The sequence below is a fragment of the Rhizobacter sp. genome (assembly GCF_031412075.1).
GTDB lineage: Bacteria > Pseudomonadota > Gammaproteobacteria > Burkholderiales > Burkholderiaceae_C > Rhizobacter.
This window is the reverse complement of sequence record NZ_JANOCG010000383.1, coordinates 1-15,532: the sequence shown is the minus strand read 5'-3', so window position 1 is coordinate 15,532 and position 15,532 is coordinate 1. Positions and strand designations below refer to the sequence as shown.

16 protein-coding genes are annotated in these 15,532 nt (G+C 66.9%); 9 read left to right on the top strand and 7 right to left on the bottom strand.

The window, feature by feature from the left end; translation table 11 throughout:
• The 5 genes from RMO40_RS14360 to RMO40_RS14340 all read right to left on the bottom strand — a co-directional run.
• Positions 1-462, bottom strand: a 462-nt coding sequence (locus RMO40_RS14360) for an MCP four helix bundle domain-containing protein (protein WP_309722526.1), incomplete at its 3' end; no start/stop codon positions are given.
• A gap of 110 nt (positions 463-572) precedes the next feature.
• Entirely contained in the window at positions 573-1,217 is a 645-nt protein-coding gene (gene pcp, locus RMO40_RS14355) for a pyroglutamyl-peptidase I (protein WP_309722523.1), read from the bottom strand.
• Positions 1,218-1,224: 7 nt separating this feature from the next.
• Positions 1,225-1,722 carry a ribonuclease E activity regulator RraA gene (gene rraA, locus RMO40_RS14350; RefSeq protein ID WP_309722520.1) on the bottom strand — a complete coding sequence of 166 codons (498 nt, stop codon included), beginning with the start codon at positions 1,720-1,722 and terminating at the stop codon, positions 1,225-1,227.
• Positions 1,719-3,446 carry a thiamine pyrophosphate-dependent enzyme gene (locus RMO40_RS14345; protein ID WP_309722517.1) on the bottom strand — a complete coding sequence of 576 codons (1,728 nt, stop codon included), beginning with the start codon at positions 3,444-3,446 and terminating at the stop codon, positions 1,719-1,721. The genes rraA and RMO40_RS14345 overlap by 4 nt, the downstream gene beginning before the upstream one ends.
• Positions 3,443-4,690 (bottom strand): MFS transporter, encoded by a 1,248-nt coding sequence (locus tag RMO40_RS14340; protein ID WP_309722514.1) that lies wholly within the window; start codon positions 4,688-4,690, stop codon positions 3,443-3,445. The genes RMO40_RS14345 and RMO40_RS14340 overlap by 4 nt, the downstream gene beginning before the upstream one ends.
• Positions 4,691-4,758: 68 nt before the next feature.
• Between RMO40_RS14340 and RMO40_RS14335 the strand changes: the two genes are divergently transcribed.
• The 5 genes from RMO40_RS14335 (at position 4,759) to RMO40_RS14315 (ending at position 9,365) form a co-directional block, all read left to right on the top strand.
• Complete coding sequence (locus RMO40_RS14335; protein ID WP_309722511.1) at positions 4,759-5,589, top strand: helix-turn-helix transcriptional regulator; 831 nt, start codon at positions 4,759-4,761, stop codon at positions 5,587-5,589.
• 133 nt (positions 5,590-5,722) lie between these two features.
• Positions 5,723-7,009, top strand: coding sequence for a hypothetical protein (locus tag RMO40_RS14330; protein ID WP_309722506.1), 1,287 nt, complete (start codon positions 5,723-5,725; stop codon positions 7,007-7,009).
• A gap of 69 nt (positions 7,010-7,078) precedes the next feature.
• Positions 7,079-8,185, top strand: coding sequence for a quinolinate synthase NadA (nadA, locus tag RMO40_RS14325; protein WP_309722503.1), 1,107 nt, complete (start codon positions 7,079-7,081; stop codon positions 8,183-8,185).
• Between the two features lie 10 nt (positions 8,186-8,195).
• Positions 8,196-9,062: a carboxylating nicotinate-nucleotide diphosphorylase gene (gene nadC, locus RMO40_RS14320; protein ID WP_309722500.1), complete on the top strand. Its 867-nt coding sequence runs from the start codon at positions 8,196-8,198 to the stop codon at positions 9,060-9,062.
• Between the two features lie 18 nt (positions 9,063-9,080).
• The gene (locus tag RMO40_RS14315; protein ID WP_309722497.1) at positions 9,081-9,365 is read left to right on the top strand and encodes a late competence development ComFB family protein; all 285 of its coding nucleotides are present in this window, start codon (positions 9,081-9,083) and stop codon (positions 9,363-9,365) included.
• Here RMO40_RS14315 and RMO40_RS14310 read toward each other — a convergent pair.
• Positions 9,362-10,180, bottom strand: a complete 819-nt coding sequence (locus RMO40_RS14310; RefSeq protein ID WP_309722494.1) for a crotonase/enoyl-CoA hydratase family protein — start codon at positions 10,178-10,180, stop codon at positions 9,362-9,364. The genes RMO40_RS14315 and RMO40_RS14310 overlap by 4 nt on opposite strands.
• Before the next feature lie 139 nt (positions 10,181-10,319).
• Here RMO40_RS14310 and RMO40_RS14305 point away from each other — a divergent pair, with 139 nt between their 5' ends.
• Genes RMO40_RS14305 through RMO40_RS14290 form a run of 4 tightly spaced genes read left to right on the top strand, consistent with a single transcriptional unit; the run spans position 10,320 to position 14,777 of the window.
• Positions 10,320-11,276 carry a hypothetical protein gene (locus RMO40_RS14305; RefSeq protein WP_309722490.1) on the top strand — a complete coding sequence of 319 codons (957 nt, stop codon included), beginning with the start codon at positions 10,320-10,322 and terminating at the stop codon, positions 11,274-11,276.
• A gap of 17 nt (positions 11,277-11,293) precedes the next feature.
• Positions 11,294-12,115 (top strand): enoyl-CoA hydratase, encoded by an 822-nt coding sequence (locus tag RMO40_RS14300; RefSeq protein WP_309722486.1) that lies wholly within the window; start codon positions 11,294-11,296, stop codon positions 12,113-12,115.
• A gap of 8 nt (positions 12,116-12,123) precedes the next feature.
• Positions 12,124-13,803 carry an AMP-binding protein gene (locus RMO40_RS14295; protein WP_309722483.1) on the top strand — a complete coding sequence of 560 codons (1,680 nt, stop codon included), beginning with the start codon at positions 12,124-12,126 and terminating at the stop codon, positions 13,801-13,803.
• On the top strand, positions 13,800-14,777 hold the full coding sequence (locus RMO40_RS14290) for a nitronate monooxygenase (RefSeq protein WP_309722480.1): 978 nt from the start codon (positions 13,800-13,802) through the stop codon (positions 14,775-14,777). Before RMO40_RS14295 ends, RMO40_RS14290 begins: the two co-directional genes overlap by 4 nt.
• Before the next feature lie 89 nt (positions 14,778-14,866).
• Here RMO40_RS14290 and RMO40_RS14285 read toward each other — a convergent pair.
• Positions 14,867-15,532: FAD-binding protein (locus tag RMO40_RS14285; RefSeq protein ID WP_309722477.1), on the bottom strand; the 666-nt coding region annotated here is incomplete at its 5' end.

Here is a 15,532-nt window from a genome sequence, read left to right as displayed (position 1 = left end):
ACGCGGCCGGGCCTCGGTGTTCTGCAAGGTGATGGCCGCTTCGGTGCCTTCTTTGCTCGAGACCTCCAGCACCTGCTTGGTCACACCGACGAAGGCCTCGTTCAACGTGCGGATCTCGCCCAGCAGCCTGCGTTGCTCTTCGAGAGTGACCAGGGCCAGGAACTCGGCCTCGTGTTTTTGATATTGCTCGGTGGCGGCCGCCACCGCGTTGCCGTGGCGGCGTCTTTCGCGCTCGTTGGCGGCCATGGCGTGCTGCAAGGTGGCCAGGCGGATCGTCTGCAAGTCGCTGCGCCACTCGAGCGCGGCGCGCACCGCCGGCATCCAGCGGGTCTGCAGGTCGTTGGCGGCTGCGTTCACCTGGCGCAGTTGCAGGAAGGCGATGCCCCCAAGACCACGGTCAACACGATGGCCACGCCAAATGCGGCGATCAAACGATGGGACAGCTTCAGCCGGTCGATCCATGCCGTGGGGTGCGCTCCGAAAATGACAATCTCACCCTCGGCGCGAGGGGTCGTTCAGGTCATATCGGCCAGAGCGCCGCGGTCTGAAGCGGCGAAGCGCGGCAAAGACCGTCAGGAGACGGAGCCGGCGGCAAAGTGCGCGTCGCTGTGCGTCGTGAGCGCGGTCTCCAGCATCAGGTGCAAGCCACCCACCAGCTCGGGCAGGCCGATCACCGACAGGTCGGGCACGTGCACAAAGCCACCGCGCGTGCGCTGCCAGCGAACATCGGTCGCCAGCACATGCATCAGCCCATAAAAAACGTGATTGCAGACGAAGGTGCCCGCGCTCTGCGACAGCTCGGCCGGCAGGCCATGGCGCCGCAGCGCCAGCAACATCGCCTTCAGCGGCAGGCTGCTGAAGTAGGCGACGGGGCCTTGCGGAACCACGGACGTGTCGACAGGCTGGGCGCCGTGGTTGTCGGCCAGGCTGGCGTCGTTGATGTTGATCGCCACCCGCTCCAGCGACAAGGCCTGCCGCCCGCTGGCCACACCCACGCACAGCACCAGCGACGGCACGTGCAGTGCCAGCAGCTCATGCAGCTCGCGCAACGAGGTGTCAAACACCGTGGGCAGGCGCGCGGCCACCACGCGATGGCCCGCAATCTGGCGCCCGTGCAAGGCCTGAGCGCCCAGCCAGCTCGGGTTGAGCGCAGCGCCGCCGAAGGCATCGAAGCCGGTCAGCAGCACGGTCGGGGCGCTCAGGCCACGCGAGGGCATGCGTGGCTCAGGCGGGAGCGGCTGTCACGACGATGCCGTCTTCGTCGGCATACAGCCAGTCGCCGGGGCGCACCCACACCCCCTGGATCTGCACCGGCACGTCGCGCTGGCCTTCGTTGCGCTTCTCGGTGGGCAGCGGCATCAGCCCGAGTGCGCGGATGCCGAGGTCGCACGCCGCGAGTTCGGCACTGTCGCGCACACAGCCATCGACCACGATGCCGGCCCAGCCGTTCCTGGCACCCGCCGCACCGAGGTTGCCGCCGACCAGGGCCCGCCGCAACGACGCGCCGCCGTCGACCACCAGCACGCGGCCATCGCCGGGGGTGTCGAGCGCGGCCTTCACCAAGGTGTTGTCTTCGAAGCACTTCACGGTGGTGACGGTGCCCGAGAACTTGATGCGTTTGCCGTAGTCGCGAAAAGCCGGGGGCAACACGCGGAACGAGCCGTCGGTGTCGTTCTTGTGGGCGTCGCAGAGGTCGCAGGTGGCGAAGTCGGGGTGGCTCATGGTGGTTTCAGGGGATGGTTGAGATTTCGGGCCGCCGCTTCACGGATGGCGCTGAGCGTCGTGCGACTCGTGCTCACGTCGGCATCGAGCTTCAGGTGCAGCAGGCAGGGTCGTTGCGCCGTCAGCGCTTCGGCAAAGGCGGGTTCGAACTGGGCCGTGCTGTCCAGGCTGTGGGCCTGCCAACCGAAGGCGCGGGCCAGCGCCGCAAAGTCGGGGTTGAACAGATCACTGCCGCTCACCCGACCCGGGTACTCGCGCTCCTGGTGCATGCGGATGGTGCCGTAGGTGCCGTTGTCGACCACCACGCTGATCAGCCTCTTGGCGCCGTAGCCGGTGGCGGTGGCGAGCTCTTGCCCGGTCATCAAGAAGTCGCCGTCGCCCGCGATGTTGACCACCGTGCGCTGTGGGTACAACAAGGCCGCGGCCACCGCGGCTGGCACGCCATAGCCCATGGCCCCCGAGGTCGGCGCAAGCTGCGTGCGGCCGTGGTGTTGCAAGCCGGGATAGCGGCAATAGCGGTGCAACCAGCCAGCGTAGTTGCCGGCACCGTTGGTGTAAACGGTGTCGGCGGGTGCCAGGCGCTGGATGGTCTTGATGACCACCGCCATGTCGAGCGGCGCCACCGGCGGGGCCACCTGGTTGGCTTCGTAGTCGGCGTGGGCCTGCGCCGTCCAGTCGCCCCAGGGCAATTGGGTGGGCGCGGCCAGACCTTCCAATGCCTTGGCCGCTGCGGCCATCGACGACTGCAACAACAAATCGGCGGCGTACACACGGCCCAGCTCTTCGGCGCCTGCGTGCATGTGGATCAGCTTTTGCGCCGGGCGCGGCGGCTTGAGCAGCGTGTAGCCGTTGGTCGTCATCTCGCCTAAACGCGGGCCGATCGCCAGTACAAGATCGGCCTGCTTGATGCGCTCGGCCAGTTTGGGGTTGAGGGCGATGCCGACGTCGCCCGCGTAGTTGGGATGTGAGTTGTCAAAGCAGTCTTGAAAGCGGAAGGCGCAGCCCACCGGGAGCTTCCAGTTCTCGGCAAAGCGTTGCATCGCGGCGCACGCGGCCGCGTCCCAGCCGCTGCCGCCGACGATGACGAAGGGCCGCTGCGCCGCCAGCAGCATGCTGCGCACCTCACGCAGCCCACCGGGCGCCGGCCAGGCATGCGCCGGCTCGGCACGTGGCAACACCGGCACGGAGGTGAGACGCGTCAGCATGTCTTCGGGCAACACCAGCACCACCGGGCCGGGGCGGCCTTGCATCGCGGTATGGAAGGCGCGTGACACGTATTCGGGCAGGCGGTCGGCGTCGTGCACCTCGCCCACCCACTTGGCAAAACCCAGCGTGCCGGGGCCGAACATCTGGCGGTAGTCGAGCTCTTGAAACGCCTCGCGATCGCGCTGGTCGCTCGCCACCTGGCCGATGAACAGGACCATCGGCGTGCTGTCTTGAAACGCGGTGTGCAGGCCGATGCTGGCGTTGGTCGCACCGGGCCCGCGCGTCACGAAGCACACCCCCGGTCGCCCAGTGAGCTTGCCCTGTGCTTCGGCCATGAAAGAAGCACCGCCTTCCTGGCGGCACGCGATGAAGCGGATGCGCTCGCGGTGTTCGTGAAAGCCATCGAGCACCGCGAGGTAGCTCTCGCCGGGCACACCGAACACGGTATCCACACCCTGCGCGATCAGGGCCTCGACCAGCACGTGGCCGGCGATTCGCGAAGCAGAAGTCGTCGTCATGCAGCGACTTTACGACCCCCGCGCTGCGCAATGCCCATGCCCACCAACGAAGCCGAGGCCACCCCCAGCGCGAGCGTGAGCGCCGAGCCGTAGAACACGCTGCTGGCCGAGCCATGGTCGAGCATGGCGCCGAACACCGGCGCCGCCACGGCAAAGCCGAGATCGAGGCCCGAGTACACCGTGCCGTAGACCCGCCCGGTGGCCCCGGGTGGCGACGCCTGCTTGATCAGCATGTCGCGCGACGGCCCGGCGAGTCCGGCACCGAAGCCCGCCACCGCTGCCACGGCCGCCGCCAGCAAACCCGGCAACAACCCGCTGCCCACCAGGCACAGCAACACCGCCGCACCCAGCAGGCAGGCGCCGATGACGCGCTCCAGCCGCTCTGCGCGCCCCGCCAGGAACCCACCCACCACCATGCCCGCCGCGCCAAACAGCATGTAGCCGGTGACCACGAACGCCGTGATCGACAAAGGCAGGCCGTACATGCTTTGCAGCGCCGGGCTGGCAAAACTTTGAATCGCGCTCAGTGCGCAGGTCGACCAGAAGAAGAATGAAAAACAGAGCCACACCGAAGGCAGGCGCAAGAAGGCCATCGGGTGCTCGGCCTTCGCCATCACGCCACTCTTGGAAGCGGCTGCCTCATGGCCCCAGCTGCCGGCCTTGTCGTCGATGGCCTCGCGGTTGATCCACAACACCACGATCACCAGCAGGGCCCAAACGCCCATGCCCGCTGCTGCCATGCGCCACGAGCCGGTGGCAGCCGTCAACGCGGTCAAGAACACTGGCGCGGCCGCCCAGCCCAGGTTGCCGGTGATGCCGTGCACCGAAAACGCGTGGCCCAGGCGCGGTTGCGACACCCGCTTGTTGAGGATGGTGAAGTCGACCGGGTGAAACGGCGAGTTGCCGAGGCCCGCCAAGGCCGCTGCCAGCATCAGCCCGGCGTAGCTGTTGGCGGTGGCGGTGGCGAGCGCGGCCAGCACGAAGCAGCTCAAGGCCACGAACAGCACTGGCCGGGCGCCGACCCGGTCGACCAGGAAGCCGGCCATGGCCTGGCCCACGCCCGAGATCACGAAAAAGGTGGAGACCAGCAGGCCAAGCTCGGAGTAGCTGAACCCGAAGTCGCGAATGAACAGCGGGAACAACGGCGCGAGCAGCATGTGGAAAAAGTGAGAGGTGCCATGGGCGAGGCCGATCAGCCCGATGGTCTTGGCGTCTTGGCGCAAAGGGATGGAAACAGAAGTCATGCCGCACTCTAGGCGGCCGCCATTCGGCCGGGTTACGATAGTTCGTCAATTTCTATCGAGATTCGGACATGGCCACTTCCAGCCCCCGCCGCCACACCAGCCTGCCCCCCGTCGACCCGCAGCGCTACGCCCCCACGGCCGACTACCCGGTGCGCGCCAAGGCACGCCGCCTCGCCGCCGACACCCACATCGAGCCGCACAGCCACCCCTGGGGCCAGCTGGCGTTTTCGGTGACGGGCGTGGTGCGCATGACCGCCGGGCGCGGCACCTACATCGTGCCGCCCTCGCGGGCGGTGTGGATCCCGCCGCGGGTGGAGCACGTGGTCACGGTGGTCGAAGACGCCGAGTTGCGCACGCTCTACCTGCACCAGGACGATCGCCACTGCGGCCCCGAAACCGACCCTGCGCCCGATTCCCCCTGGCGCGAGTGCCGCGTGGTCGAGGTGTCGAGTCTGCTGCGCGAGCTGGTGATGCACCTGTCGGTCGAAGCCGGCGCCCTGCGCAGCACCGAGCGCGAGCGCCATCTCAGCGCCCTGGTGCTCGACGAGCTGCGCCACGCCCTGCCCGTGCCCATTGGTGTCGACCTGCCACAAGACAAACGTCTGCGTGCCCTGTGCGAGGCCGTGCTCGACGACCCCACGCGCTGGTCCACCTTGGAGACCTGCGCCCGCAACGCCGGGGCCAGCCCGCGCACGGTGGCGCGGCTGTTCCGCAGTGAGCTGGGCACCACCTTCCTCCAATGGCGCCAGCAGGTATTGCTGGCCAAGGCCTTGTCGATGGCGGCGCGCAAGATCCCGATGGCGGTGATCTCGGCCGAGCTGGGCTACGCCAGCGCCAGCGCTTTCACCGCGATGGTGACGCGCTCGGTGGGGGCGCCGCCCAGCCGCTTCTTCAGCTAACGCTGGGACACAACCCCCCCAAAATAGATGTCCCTTTTCCGCGAATGGTTTCAAGGTGGGGGATGGTGAGCCGCTGATGCGCGCCTAGACTGCGAAGCAACCGCGCCGGTCGATGCGCGAGGGAGAAAACAACATGCTTTCATCGCTCTTTGGTGACCTGCGCACCATCCGAGGTAACGGGCAGCAAGCCCCTGAAGAACGCGACCAGGGCTTTGCCGCCACCGCCATCCTGGAAAGCGTGGCCACCGAGGTCAACGACCGCGGGCAAATGGTCGACAGCCACCTGCGCGACCTGGTCGTCTCGGGCTCCCCCGCGCAGGCCATTCGCGACCACTTTGCTTCGACCCGGGCTGACCTCGAAACCGCCAGCCGCCTGATCGCCTTGTACGACCCGACCGGCGTGTGGGCAGCCTCGGTCATCAAGGCCTTGTCCGACGCCAGCGGCCGCCCCATCGAGCGCCTGCACCTGCGCGAGCAGGGCACGCTGCGCACGCTGGCGATGATCGAGCGCACGACCCTGGAGCGCCGCCACGAAGACGCTTTGCGCATCTATCACGCCGACGTGCGTGCGCCCGGCGCCAGCAACGCCGCCGTGCCCCTGGCTCTGATGGAACGCAGCCACATGACGGCGGTGATCGTGGGCGCCATGCAGTCGCACGATATCGATGACATGCTGCAAACCCTGCAAACCGCAGTCAACAACGCCAACTGGCGTTGCCCCACCCTGCTCTTCATGCTGCCGCCCAACGCGGTCTGGATCGCCAACAAGATCGGCATGACCGAGTGGCCGGCACGCCTCAAGGTGCAGGTGCTCAACGAAGCGCTGACCAGCGCGTCTGCGGTGTGGAACTCGCTGCTGGGCATGTGGAACCGCGTCAAGAAAGAGCCGGTGTGGGCCCCGCCCCAGGCGCCCGCTGGCGCAGGGCTGGACGGCTTTCAGATCAAGGTGGCCGATCTTGCCTCTGCACCCACCGTGCCCTCGAGCGCCACCGTGACGGCATCGGTCAACCAACCCAACGGAGCTGACGGCATCGGCCGCCGCCCTGCGCTCGACCCGTCGTTGGCCTCGCAAGTGCTCGAAACCTTGGGTGGCCTCGACGGCGTGTTCGCCTGCGCCGTGGTCGATGCAAGCACCGGGCTCATCCTCGCCAAACAAGCGCGCGCCGATCAGCCCATCGATCTCGACCTGGCCGCCGCCACCAGCGCCCAGGTGCTGCGCGCCCACCAGCATGCCGCGCGCCAACTCGGCCTCACGACCGATGTCGAGGAGGTGATGACCAGCGCCGGCCCGCGCCACCATGTGATGCGCACGGTGTCGCGCCACCGGGGGTTGTTCTTGTTTGCGGTTCTGGACAAGCAGCGCACAAATTTAGCGCTGGCCCGCTACAAGCTCATGGAAGCCGAACAAGGCTTGGCCTGAGACCCCAGCCGCCTCCGTGCGGCAGGGTGCGGGTACCATGTTTGGCCACCTTCGCCACACTACCCCGCCATGAGCCAAGTGCAGTTCGACTATCCCCTGCAAGACGCCAGCGGCGCCACCTGCACCGCCCAAGCGTGGGCCAAGGTCCCCGAGCCGCTCACCCCCGAAGACCGCCAGCAATGGAAGGCCCGCGCCAAGGCCTTGCTGGCCCAACACAACGCGGTGCTGGTCGCCCATTACTACGTCGACGGTGACCTGCAAGACCTGGCGCTCGAAACCGGGGGCTGCGTCTCCGACTCCCTGGAGATGGCCCGCTTCGGCCGTGACCATGCCGCCAAGACACTGGTGGTCGCTGGCGTGCGTTTCATGGGCGAGAGCGCGAAGATCCTGAGCCCCGAAAAGCGCGTGCTGATGCCCGACCTCGACGCCACCTGCTCGCTCGACCTCGGCTGCCCGGCGGAGGACTTCGCCCGCTTCTGCGACGCCCACCCCGACCGCAAGGTCGTGGTTTATGCCAACACCAGCGCGGCCGTGAAGGCTCGCGCCGACTGGATGGTCACCAGCTCCTGCGCACTCGCCATCGTCAAGCACCTGAAAGACCAGGGCGAGAAAATTCTGTGGGCCCCCGACCGCCACCTGGGCCGCTACATCCAGGACGAAACCGGCGCCGACATGCTGATGTGGAACGGCGTCTGCATCGTGCACGACGAGTTCAAGGGCCTGGAGCTCGACCTGCTGAAGGCCCAGCACCCCGGTGCGAAGGTTCTCGTGCACCCCGAGTCGCCCAAGAGCGTGGTCGAGCAGGCTGACGTGGTGGGCTCGACCTCGCAGATGCTCAATGCCGTGGTCAACATGAACGCGCAGACCTTCATCGTGGCCACCGACAACGGCATGTTCCACCGCATGCGCCAGCTGGCGCCGGGCAAGACCATCATCGAAGCGCCGACCGCCGGCAAAAGCGCCACCTGCAAGAGCTGCGCGCATTGCCCGTGGATGGCCATGAACGCGCTGCAAGGCGTGGTGTCGTGCCTGGAGCAAGGCACGGGCGAGATCTTCGTCGACGAGCCCATTCGCGCGCAGGCACTCGGCTGCATCGACCGCATGCTCGACTTCGTCAAACGCAACCCCACCGCCACCCAGAAGCCGGGGTTGGTGCCGAACGTCGGCGCGGCTTGAGAAAAGATCCATGTTCGATTTCAACGAAACGCTTGAACAAGCCCGCGAGCGCAACATCCGCGACGCCTTGATGGAAGACATGGGTCGCAACGACTGGACGGCCATGCTCGTGCCCGCCACCCAGCGCGTGAAAGCCCGCGTGCTGGTGCGTGAAGCAGCCGTGCTGTGCGGAAAAGAGTGGTTCGACGGCTGCATCCATGCGCTGGACAACACGGCCCAGATTGATTGGCACATCGACGAAGGCGCCAAAATGAACGGCGACACCCTGGTCTGCCACATCGAGGCCAACGCCCGCGCGCTGCTTTCGGCCGAGCGACCCGCGCTCAACTTTTTGCAGCTCTTGTCGGCCACCGCTACCATCACGCGCCGTCACGTGGACGCCATTGCCGGCGCGTCACCCAACGCGAATGGTTGCGCCGTGCTCGACACCCGCAAGACCCTCCCCGGCCTGCGCCAGGCGCAGAAGTACGCGGTGCGCGCCGGTGGCGGGCAGAACCAGCGCCTGGCGCTGTGGCACGGCATCCTGATCAAGGAGAACCACATCGCTGCGGCCGGTGGCGTGGGTGCGGCGTTTCGCGCCGCGCAGGCCTTGCAGTCGGGTGTGGACATCCAGATCGAGGTCGAGAACCTGGCCCAGCTGCGCGAGGCGCTCGACAACGGCGCCACCAGCGTGCTGCTCGACAACTTCACCGAGCCGCTGATGCGCGACGCCGTGGCACTCAACGCCGGCCGCGCGCTGCTTGAAGTCTCGGGCAACGTGCAACTGGGGCAGATTCGTGACATTGCAGCCACCGGCGTTGACCGCATCTCCATTGGCCGCTTGACCAAGGACGTGAAGGCGGTCGACTATTCGATGCGGGTGCTCGAACGCATTTGAGTCGAGCACTCGCCCACCATGAGCGCAGACTTCGAATCCATCCACAACCACTACGAGCGGATCATCTTCGAGGCCGTATCGACCTCGGCCGGCAACTATCCGCAGATCCCGCGTGACCTGTTGGCCGACGTGGCCTGCGTGGCCTTGAACCGGCTGCCACCGCGCTACATCCGCCACGACGTCGATCTGGTTTTCTACCTCACCGAAAACGAACGCGCCCACAACGAAGTGGCCATCGCCGAAGCAGTGAAATACGCGTTCGAGTTCGTGCAGGCGCGCAACGCGATGCGCGCGCGTGTCTAGCGCCCCTTGAACCGTGCCGCGCGCTTCTCGACGAAGGAGCGCACGCCCTCGGCCCAGTCTTCGCTCGCGAAGATGCGTTGGCTGATGGCCCCGAAGTCGGCCACCGCCGCAGCCGGCCCTTCTTCGACCGCCTTGATGGCATTCAGGCGCGTGGCGATCACAGCCAGCGGTGCCTGCTCGGCAATGCGTTGCGCAATGGCGAGCGCCTCGTCGAGCACCTGCGCGTTGGGCACGAGCTTCTGAACGAAGTTGAGGCGGAACGCGGTCGCGCTATCGAACTCGTCACCGGTCAGCAAGTACAACATCGCGTTGCCCAAGCCTGCACGCTCAGACATGCGCAAGGTCGCGCCCGCGCCGGGCATCAAGCCGCGTTGCACTTCCTTCTGGCAAAAGCGGCAATCGTCGCCGGCCACCACGATGTCGGCGCCCAGCATCAGCTCGATGCCGACCGTGAAGCAGATGCCCTTCACTGCGGCGATCACCGGCTTGGTACGGCGGCGGTAGCCGGGCTTGCCGAAATCGTGCGGCTCGACCATGCCTTCGGGGATCAGCTTCTCGCCGCGCTCCAGAGCGGCCTGCACCGAGGGCATGTCGAGCCCTGCAGTGAAGTGGTCGCCCATCGCATGCAACACGCCGACGCGCAACTCGGGCTCGTCGTCGAGCCGGGTGTAGGCCTCGCCCAGCTGGCGAAACATCTCGGGCGTCCAGCCATTGCGCTTGGCCGGGCGGTTGATGCCGATCAGCAGCACGTTGCCGACCACCTGCGTGTCGATGCAACCTTCGGGCGGGGGCGGTGTGGTGGCGTGGATCTGCATAGGGTTTTCGCGTAGAGCTTCGAGGTCGGCCTGAATCATCCGACAGCCGAGGCTCAAACGGTGACCCGCACGCGACTGCGGCCCTCAAAGCTTCGGCCTATCCTGTTGCTCTTGTCCGTTGCGTCGAAAGGCTTCTGCGATGCCCGCTCCCTTCCCCGACACACCCGCGCCCGCTCTGTGCGGCCCACTGCGCCAACCGCGCCAGATGCTGGCCGACCAAACCTACGACGGCCACCTGTCCATTCACGACGACAAGACCGCCGAAGACCTGGGCCTTCGCGCCGGCCCGATCGAAGGGCCCACGCACTTCAGCCAGTTCGACCCGCTGCTGTTTCAGATCTTCGGCCAGGCCTGGTTCGAGAGCGGCTGCATCAGCTCGCACTACCAGAACATGGTGGTTGAAGGCGAAGAGGTGCGCGCCTTCGTACAGCCTCCGGCCGCTGGCGAACGTGTGCTGCGCATCTGGGCCGAGAAGCGCGACGGCACGCCGGTGCTCACTGGCACCGCCTCGGTCGGTGACGTGCCCGACACGGCCCATGAGATCCCGCAGCGCATTGCCAAGCTGCGCCCCGCCACCGGCCTGGTGATCAACCGCGACCTGAAGGTCGGCCAGCGCGGTGCAGCCAAGGAAACCATCGCGATGGGCTTCGACCAGCACATGGGCGGCCACTACCCGTTCACACTGGCGAACAAGCTCAAGGTCATCACCGAGCCCTCGCCCTGGTACACGCCCGAAGGCGGCGCCTCGTCGCCATGGGGCCGCGCCATCATCCCGATCGAGATGATCAGCGTGCTGCTTGGCAGCAGCATCGACAAGGCGGAGTTTCGCGGCCGCAGACCGGCGGTCGGGCTGTTCGCAGGGCAGCAGATCCGCCTGGTGAAAGGGCCATTGTTCGTAGGCCAGGCCTACGACCTCGAACGCGAAATCATCGCGCTCAGCGAAAGCGCCCGCACCGAGTCGTGCTGGATGCGGACTCAGGTCTACGAGGCCGGCACGCGCAAGCTCGTGGCCGAGATGATCCTCAACAGCGCCACGCTGAAGGCGTCATACGCCGACTACGACAAAGACGCCCGCGAACTGGGCCTCGCGAAGTGAACCTTGGAGACACAAGCATGAGCACACGCGACACCGGAACCCCCGACCTGCTGGCCGACCTCGACGAAGGCGTGCTGACGCTCACCATGAACCGCCCCGATGCGCGCAACGCCCTGTCGCGCCCCATGGTGCTGGCGTTGCAACAACAGCTGGTCGACGCCGAGTTCAACCCCGCTGTGCGCTGCATCGTGCTCACCGGCGCAGGCAAAGGCTTTTGCGCGGGCGGCGATGTGAAGGGCATGGCGGCCGCGGGCGATGGCACCGTTGGCCAACGCACCATCGATGAAGCCATCCACCAGCAGCGCCACAACCAGCGAGAGACCGCAGGGCGGCTCTTCAAGATGCCCAAGCCGACCATCGCCGCCATCCCCGGCCCAGCAGCGGGCGCCGGTCTGGCGCTGGCTCTTGCTTGCGACCTGCGTGTGATGGCCAGCACCGCCATCATGACCACCGCCTTCGCGCGTGTGGGCTTCTCGGGTGACTACGGCGGCACCTATTTCATGACGCAACTCGTCGGTGCCGGCAAGGCGCGCGAGTTGTTCTTGCTCAGCGAGCGGGTGTCGGCCGAAGAAGCGCTGCGCATCGGCCTCACCAACTGGGTGTGCCCGCCCGAAGCCCTGGCCGAGCGTGCCCGCGAGATCGCACGCCGCCTGGCGGCAGGGCCCACCGTGGCCTATCGCTACATGAAAGAAAACCTCAACCGCGCGATGGCGGGTGAGGTCGATGAGTGCCTGGATCTGGAGGCCACGCACCAGATCCACACCGGCCAGACCGAAGACCACCGTGAGGCCGCACGCGCTTTCGTCGACAAGCGCGAGCCGGTGTTCAAAGGCCGCTGATGCAAGCCATGACACGCGATGCGGCCATCGCCGCCCTCACCGCTCCCGGCCAGCCGGGCGAGCTGGAAGACATCGTGGTGAAAGGTCGTCGCCTGCGCGCCTTCAAGAACGCGCCGCCCACGCTGCGGGCCTACTACGAGGCCTACGTTACCGAGTTGCCCTTTCTCGTCTATGAAAACGAGCGCCTGACGTTTGCGCAAGCCTGGCAACAGGCCTCGCGCATCGGCCACCTGCTGGTGCATGGGTGCGGTGTGAAGCCCGGCGATCGCGTGGCCATCTCGATGCGCAACTACCCCGAGTGGATGCTGGCCTTCAGCGCCATCACGTCCATCGGTGCGGTGGCGGTCGCGATGAACGCTCACTGGCAAGCCGACGAGATGGCCTATGGCCTCACCGACTGCGGTGCCAAGGCACTGTTCGCCGACCCCGAGCGGCTCGACCGCCTGGCCCAGCGCCCACCCATCGCCGGCTTGCACGTGCTGGCGGTACGAGCCACCCCATTGCCACCCGGCGCACGCGATCTGAAGGCGGCCACCGAGGCCTTGGGCGACGTGCCCATGCCACGGGTCGCCATCCAGCCCGACGACCTGGCCATCATGCTGTACACCTCGGGCTCGAGCGGGCGGCCCAAGGGTGTGCCGTCGACGCACCGCATGGTGTTGTCGGCCTTGCTTTCGTGGGAGCTCGACTACGCCATCTTCGACGCGGTGGCCGGCGTGGAGCGCCCCGTGCCGACCGAGCAAGGCGGCACGCTGTTGGCGGTGCCGCTGTTTCACGTGACCGGGCTGCATTCGTCTTATCTCACTAGCTACCGCCTGCAGCGGCGCATCGTCAGCATGTACCGCTGGGATGCAGAGAAGGCCGCCGAGCTGATCGACCGCGAGCGCTTGACCTCACTCACCGGCCCGGCCGCCGTCACGGGCGACCTGGTGCGCGTGGCGCAGTCAGGTCGCTATCGCCTTGGCACGCTCGCCTCGCTCGGCGGCGGCGGCGCACCGCGCGCGCCCGAGCAAGTGAAGCAGATCAAGTCGAGCTTCGCCCAGGCCGCGCCCAACATCGGCTGGGGCATGACCGAGACCAATGCGATCGGCACCGGCATCGTCGGTGAAGACTACGTGGCCCACCCCAGCAGCTCGGGCCGCTGCTCGCAGGTGCTTCAGATCCGCGTCACCGACGAAACCGGCCGCGTGCTGCCCGCCGGCGAGCGCGGCGAGTTGTGGGTGCGCGGCACTTCGGTGTTCACCGGCTACTGGAACCTGCCCGAAGCCAATGCGCAGTCTTTCGACGGCGACTGGTTCCGCACCGGCGACGTCGCGGTGATCGACGCCGAGGGCTACCTCTACATCGTCGACCGCATCAAGGACCTGATCATCCGCGGCGGCGAAAACATCGGCTGCGGTGCCGTCGAGGCCGCGCTGCTGATGCACCCCGACGTGCACGAGGCGTCGGTGTATGCCGTGCCTGACGAACGCCTCGGCGAAGAAGTCGGCGCCACGGTGCACGGCAGTCCCAAGCTCGACCTCGATGCGCTGCGCAGCTTTCTCGAAGGCCAGCTCGCGCGCTTCGAGATGCCGCGCTACATCCTGAAGTCCGACCAGCCGCTGCCACGCACACCCTCCGGCAAGATCCTCAAACGCCAGATCCGCGAAACCGCCGTCAAACACCTACTGTCAAAGGACGCCTCATGAAGACCCGCATCACCGACATGTTCGGCATCCAGCACCCCATCATCCAGGGCGGCATGCACTACGTCGGCTTTGCCGAGATGGCGGCGGCCGTGTCGAACGCCGGTGGTCTGGGCCTCATCACCGGCCTCACGCAACGCAGCCCCGAGCTGCTGGCGAAAGAGATCGCGCGCTGCCGCGAAATGACGAACAAGCCCTTCGGCGTGAACCTCACCTTCCTGCCCATGGTGAACACGCCCGACTACCCCGGCTACATCCAAGCCATCATCGACGGCGGCGTGAAGGCGGTCGAGACGGCAGGCAACAACCCGCAGAAGTACCTGCCCGCGCTGAAGGAAGCCGGCGTCAAGGTGATCCACAAATGCACCTCGGTGCGCCATGCGCTGAAGGCCGAGGCCATCGGCTGCGACGCCGTGAGCGTCGACGGTTTCGAGTGCGGCGGCCACCCGGGTGAAGACGACGTGCCCAACTTCATCTTGTTGCCGCGTGCGGCCGAAGAGCTGAAGATCCCGTTCGTCGCCTCCGGCGGCATGGCCGACGGCCGTTCGCTGGTGGCCGCGCTCGCGCTCGGCGCCGATGGCATGAACATGGGCACACGTTTCATCGCGACGAAAGAAGCACCCGTGCACCAAAACGTGAAAGATGCCATCGTCGCCGCCAGCGAGCTCGACACGCGCCTCGTGATGCGCCCGCTGCGCAACACCGAGCGCGTGCTGAAGAACGCGGCCGTCGATCGCCTGCTGGAAAAAGAGCGCACGCTTGGCGCCGCGCTGACATTTGACGACATCGCGGCCGAGGTGGCCGGTGTCTACCCGCGCATCATGAAAGACGGCGAGATGGACTTGGGCGCGTGGTCATGCGGCATGGTCGCGGGCTTGATCCACGACGTGCCAACGGTGCAGGAGCTGATCGACCGCATCATGGCCGAAGCGCACTCGATCATCAGCCAGCGGCTGGCGCGTTTTGACGCGGCTTGAGCCCCCCTCCGTTCGGGCTGAGCCTGTCGAAGCCAGCGAGGTGCACAGCGACCCTTCGACAAGCTCAGGGCGAACGGGGGTGGAAGTGACTAGCGCCAGAGGCCCGTCGGCCCGTTGCCCAGCGGCTGCGGCTCACGCCGCGAGCGACCCGCCGGGCGCATCAGGATCGTCGGGAAACTCACCGGCAATGTCTGCGGAAAGTCGCGGCTGTAGTGCAGCCCACGGCTCTCGTGCCGCATCAAGGCCGAGCGCACGATCAGCTCGGCGCAGTCGACGAGATTGCGCAGCTCCAGCAAGTCACGCGTGACGCGAAAACTCCCGTAGTAGTCGTCGATCTCGCTGCGCAGCAAATGAATGCGGTGCAGCGCGCGCTCAAGCCGCTTGGTGGTGCGCACGATGCCGACGTAGTTCCACATCAACAAACGCAGCTCGTCCCAGTTGTGCGAAATGACGACTTGCTCGTCGGCGTTTTCCACCTTGCTCTCGTCCCAGGCCGGCAGCGGCGGGTGCGCGCCGTCGGCACGCGAGAGGATGTCATCGGCGCAGGTCTTGCCCAGCACCACACATTCGAGCAGCGAGTTGCTGGCCAGCCGGTTGGCGCCATGCAGGCCGGTGTAGGTGGTTTCGCCGACGGCATACAGCCCGGGGATGTCGCTGCGGCCCAGCAGGTCGGTGACCACACCGCCACAGGTGTAGTGCGCGGCGGGCACCACGGGAATGGGCTGCTGCGTGATGTCGATGCCGAGCTTCAGGCA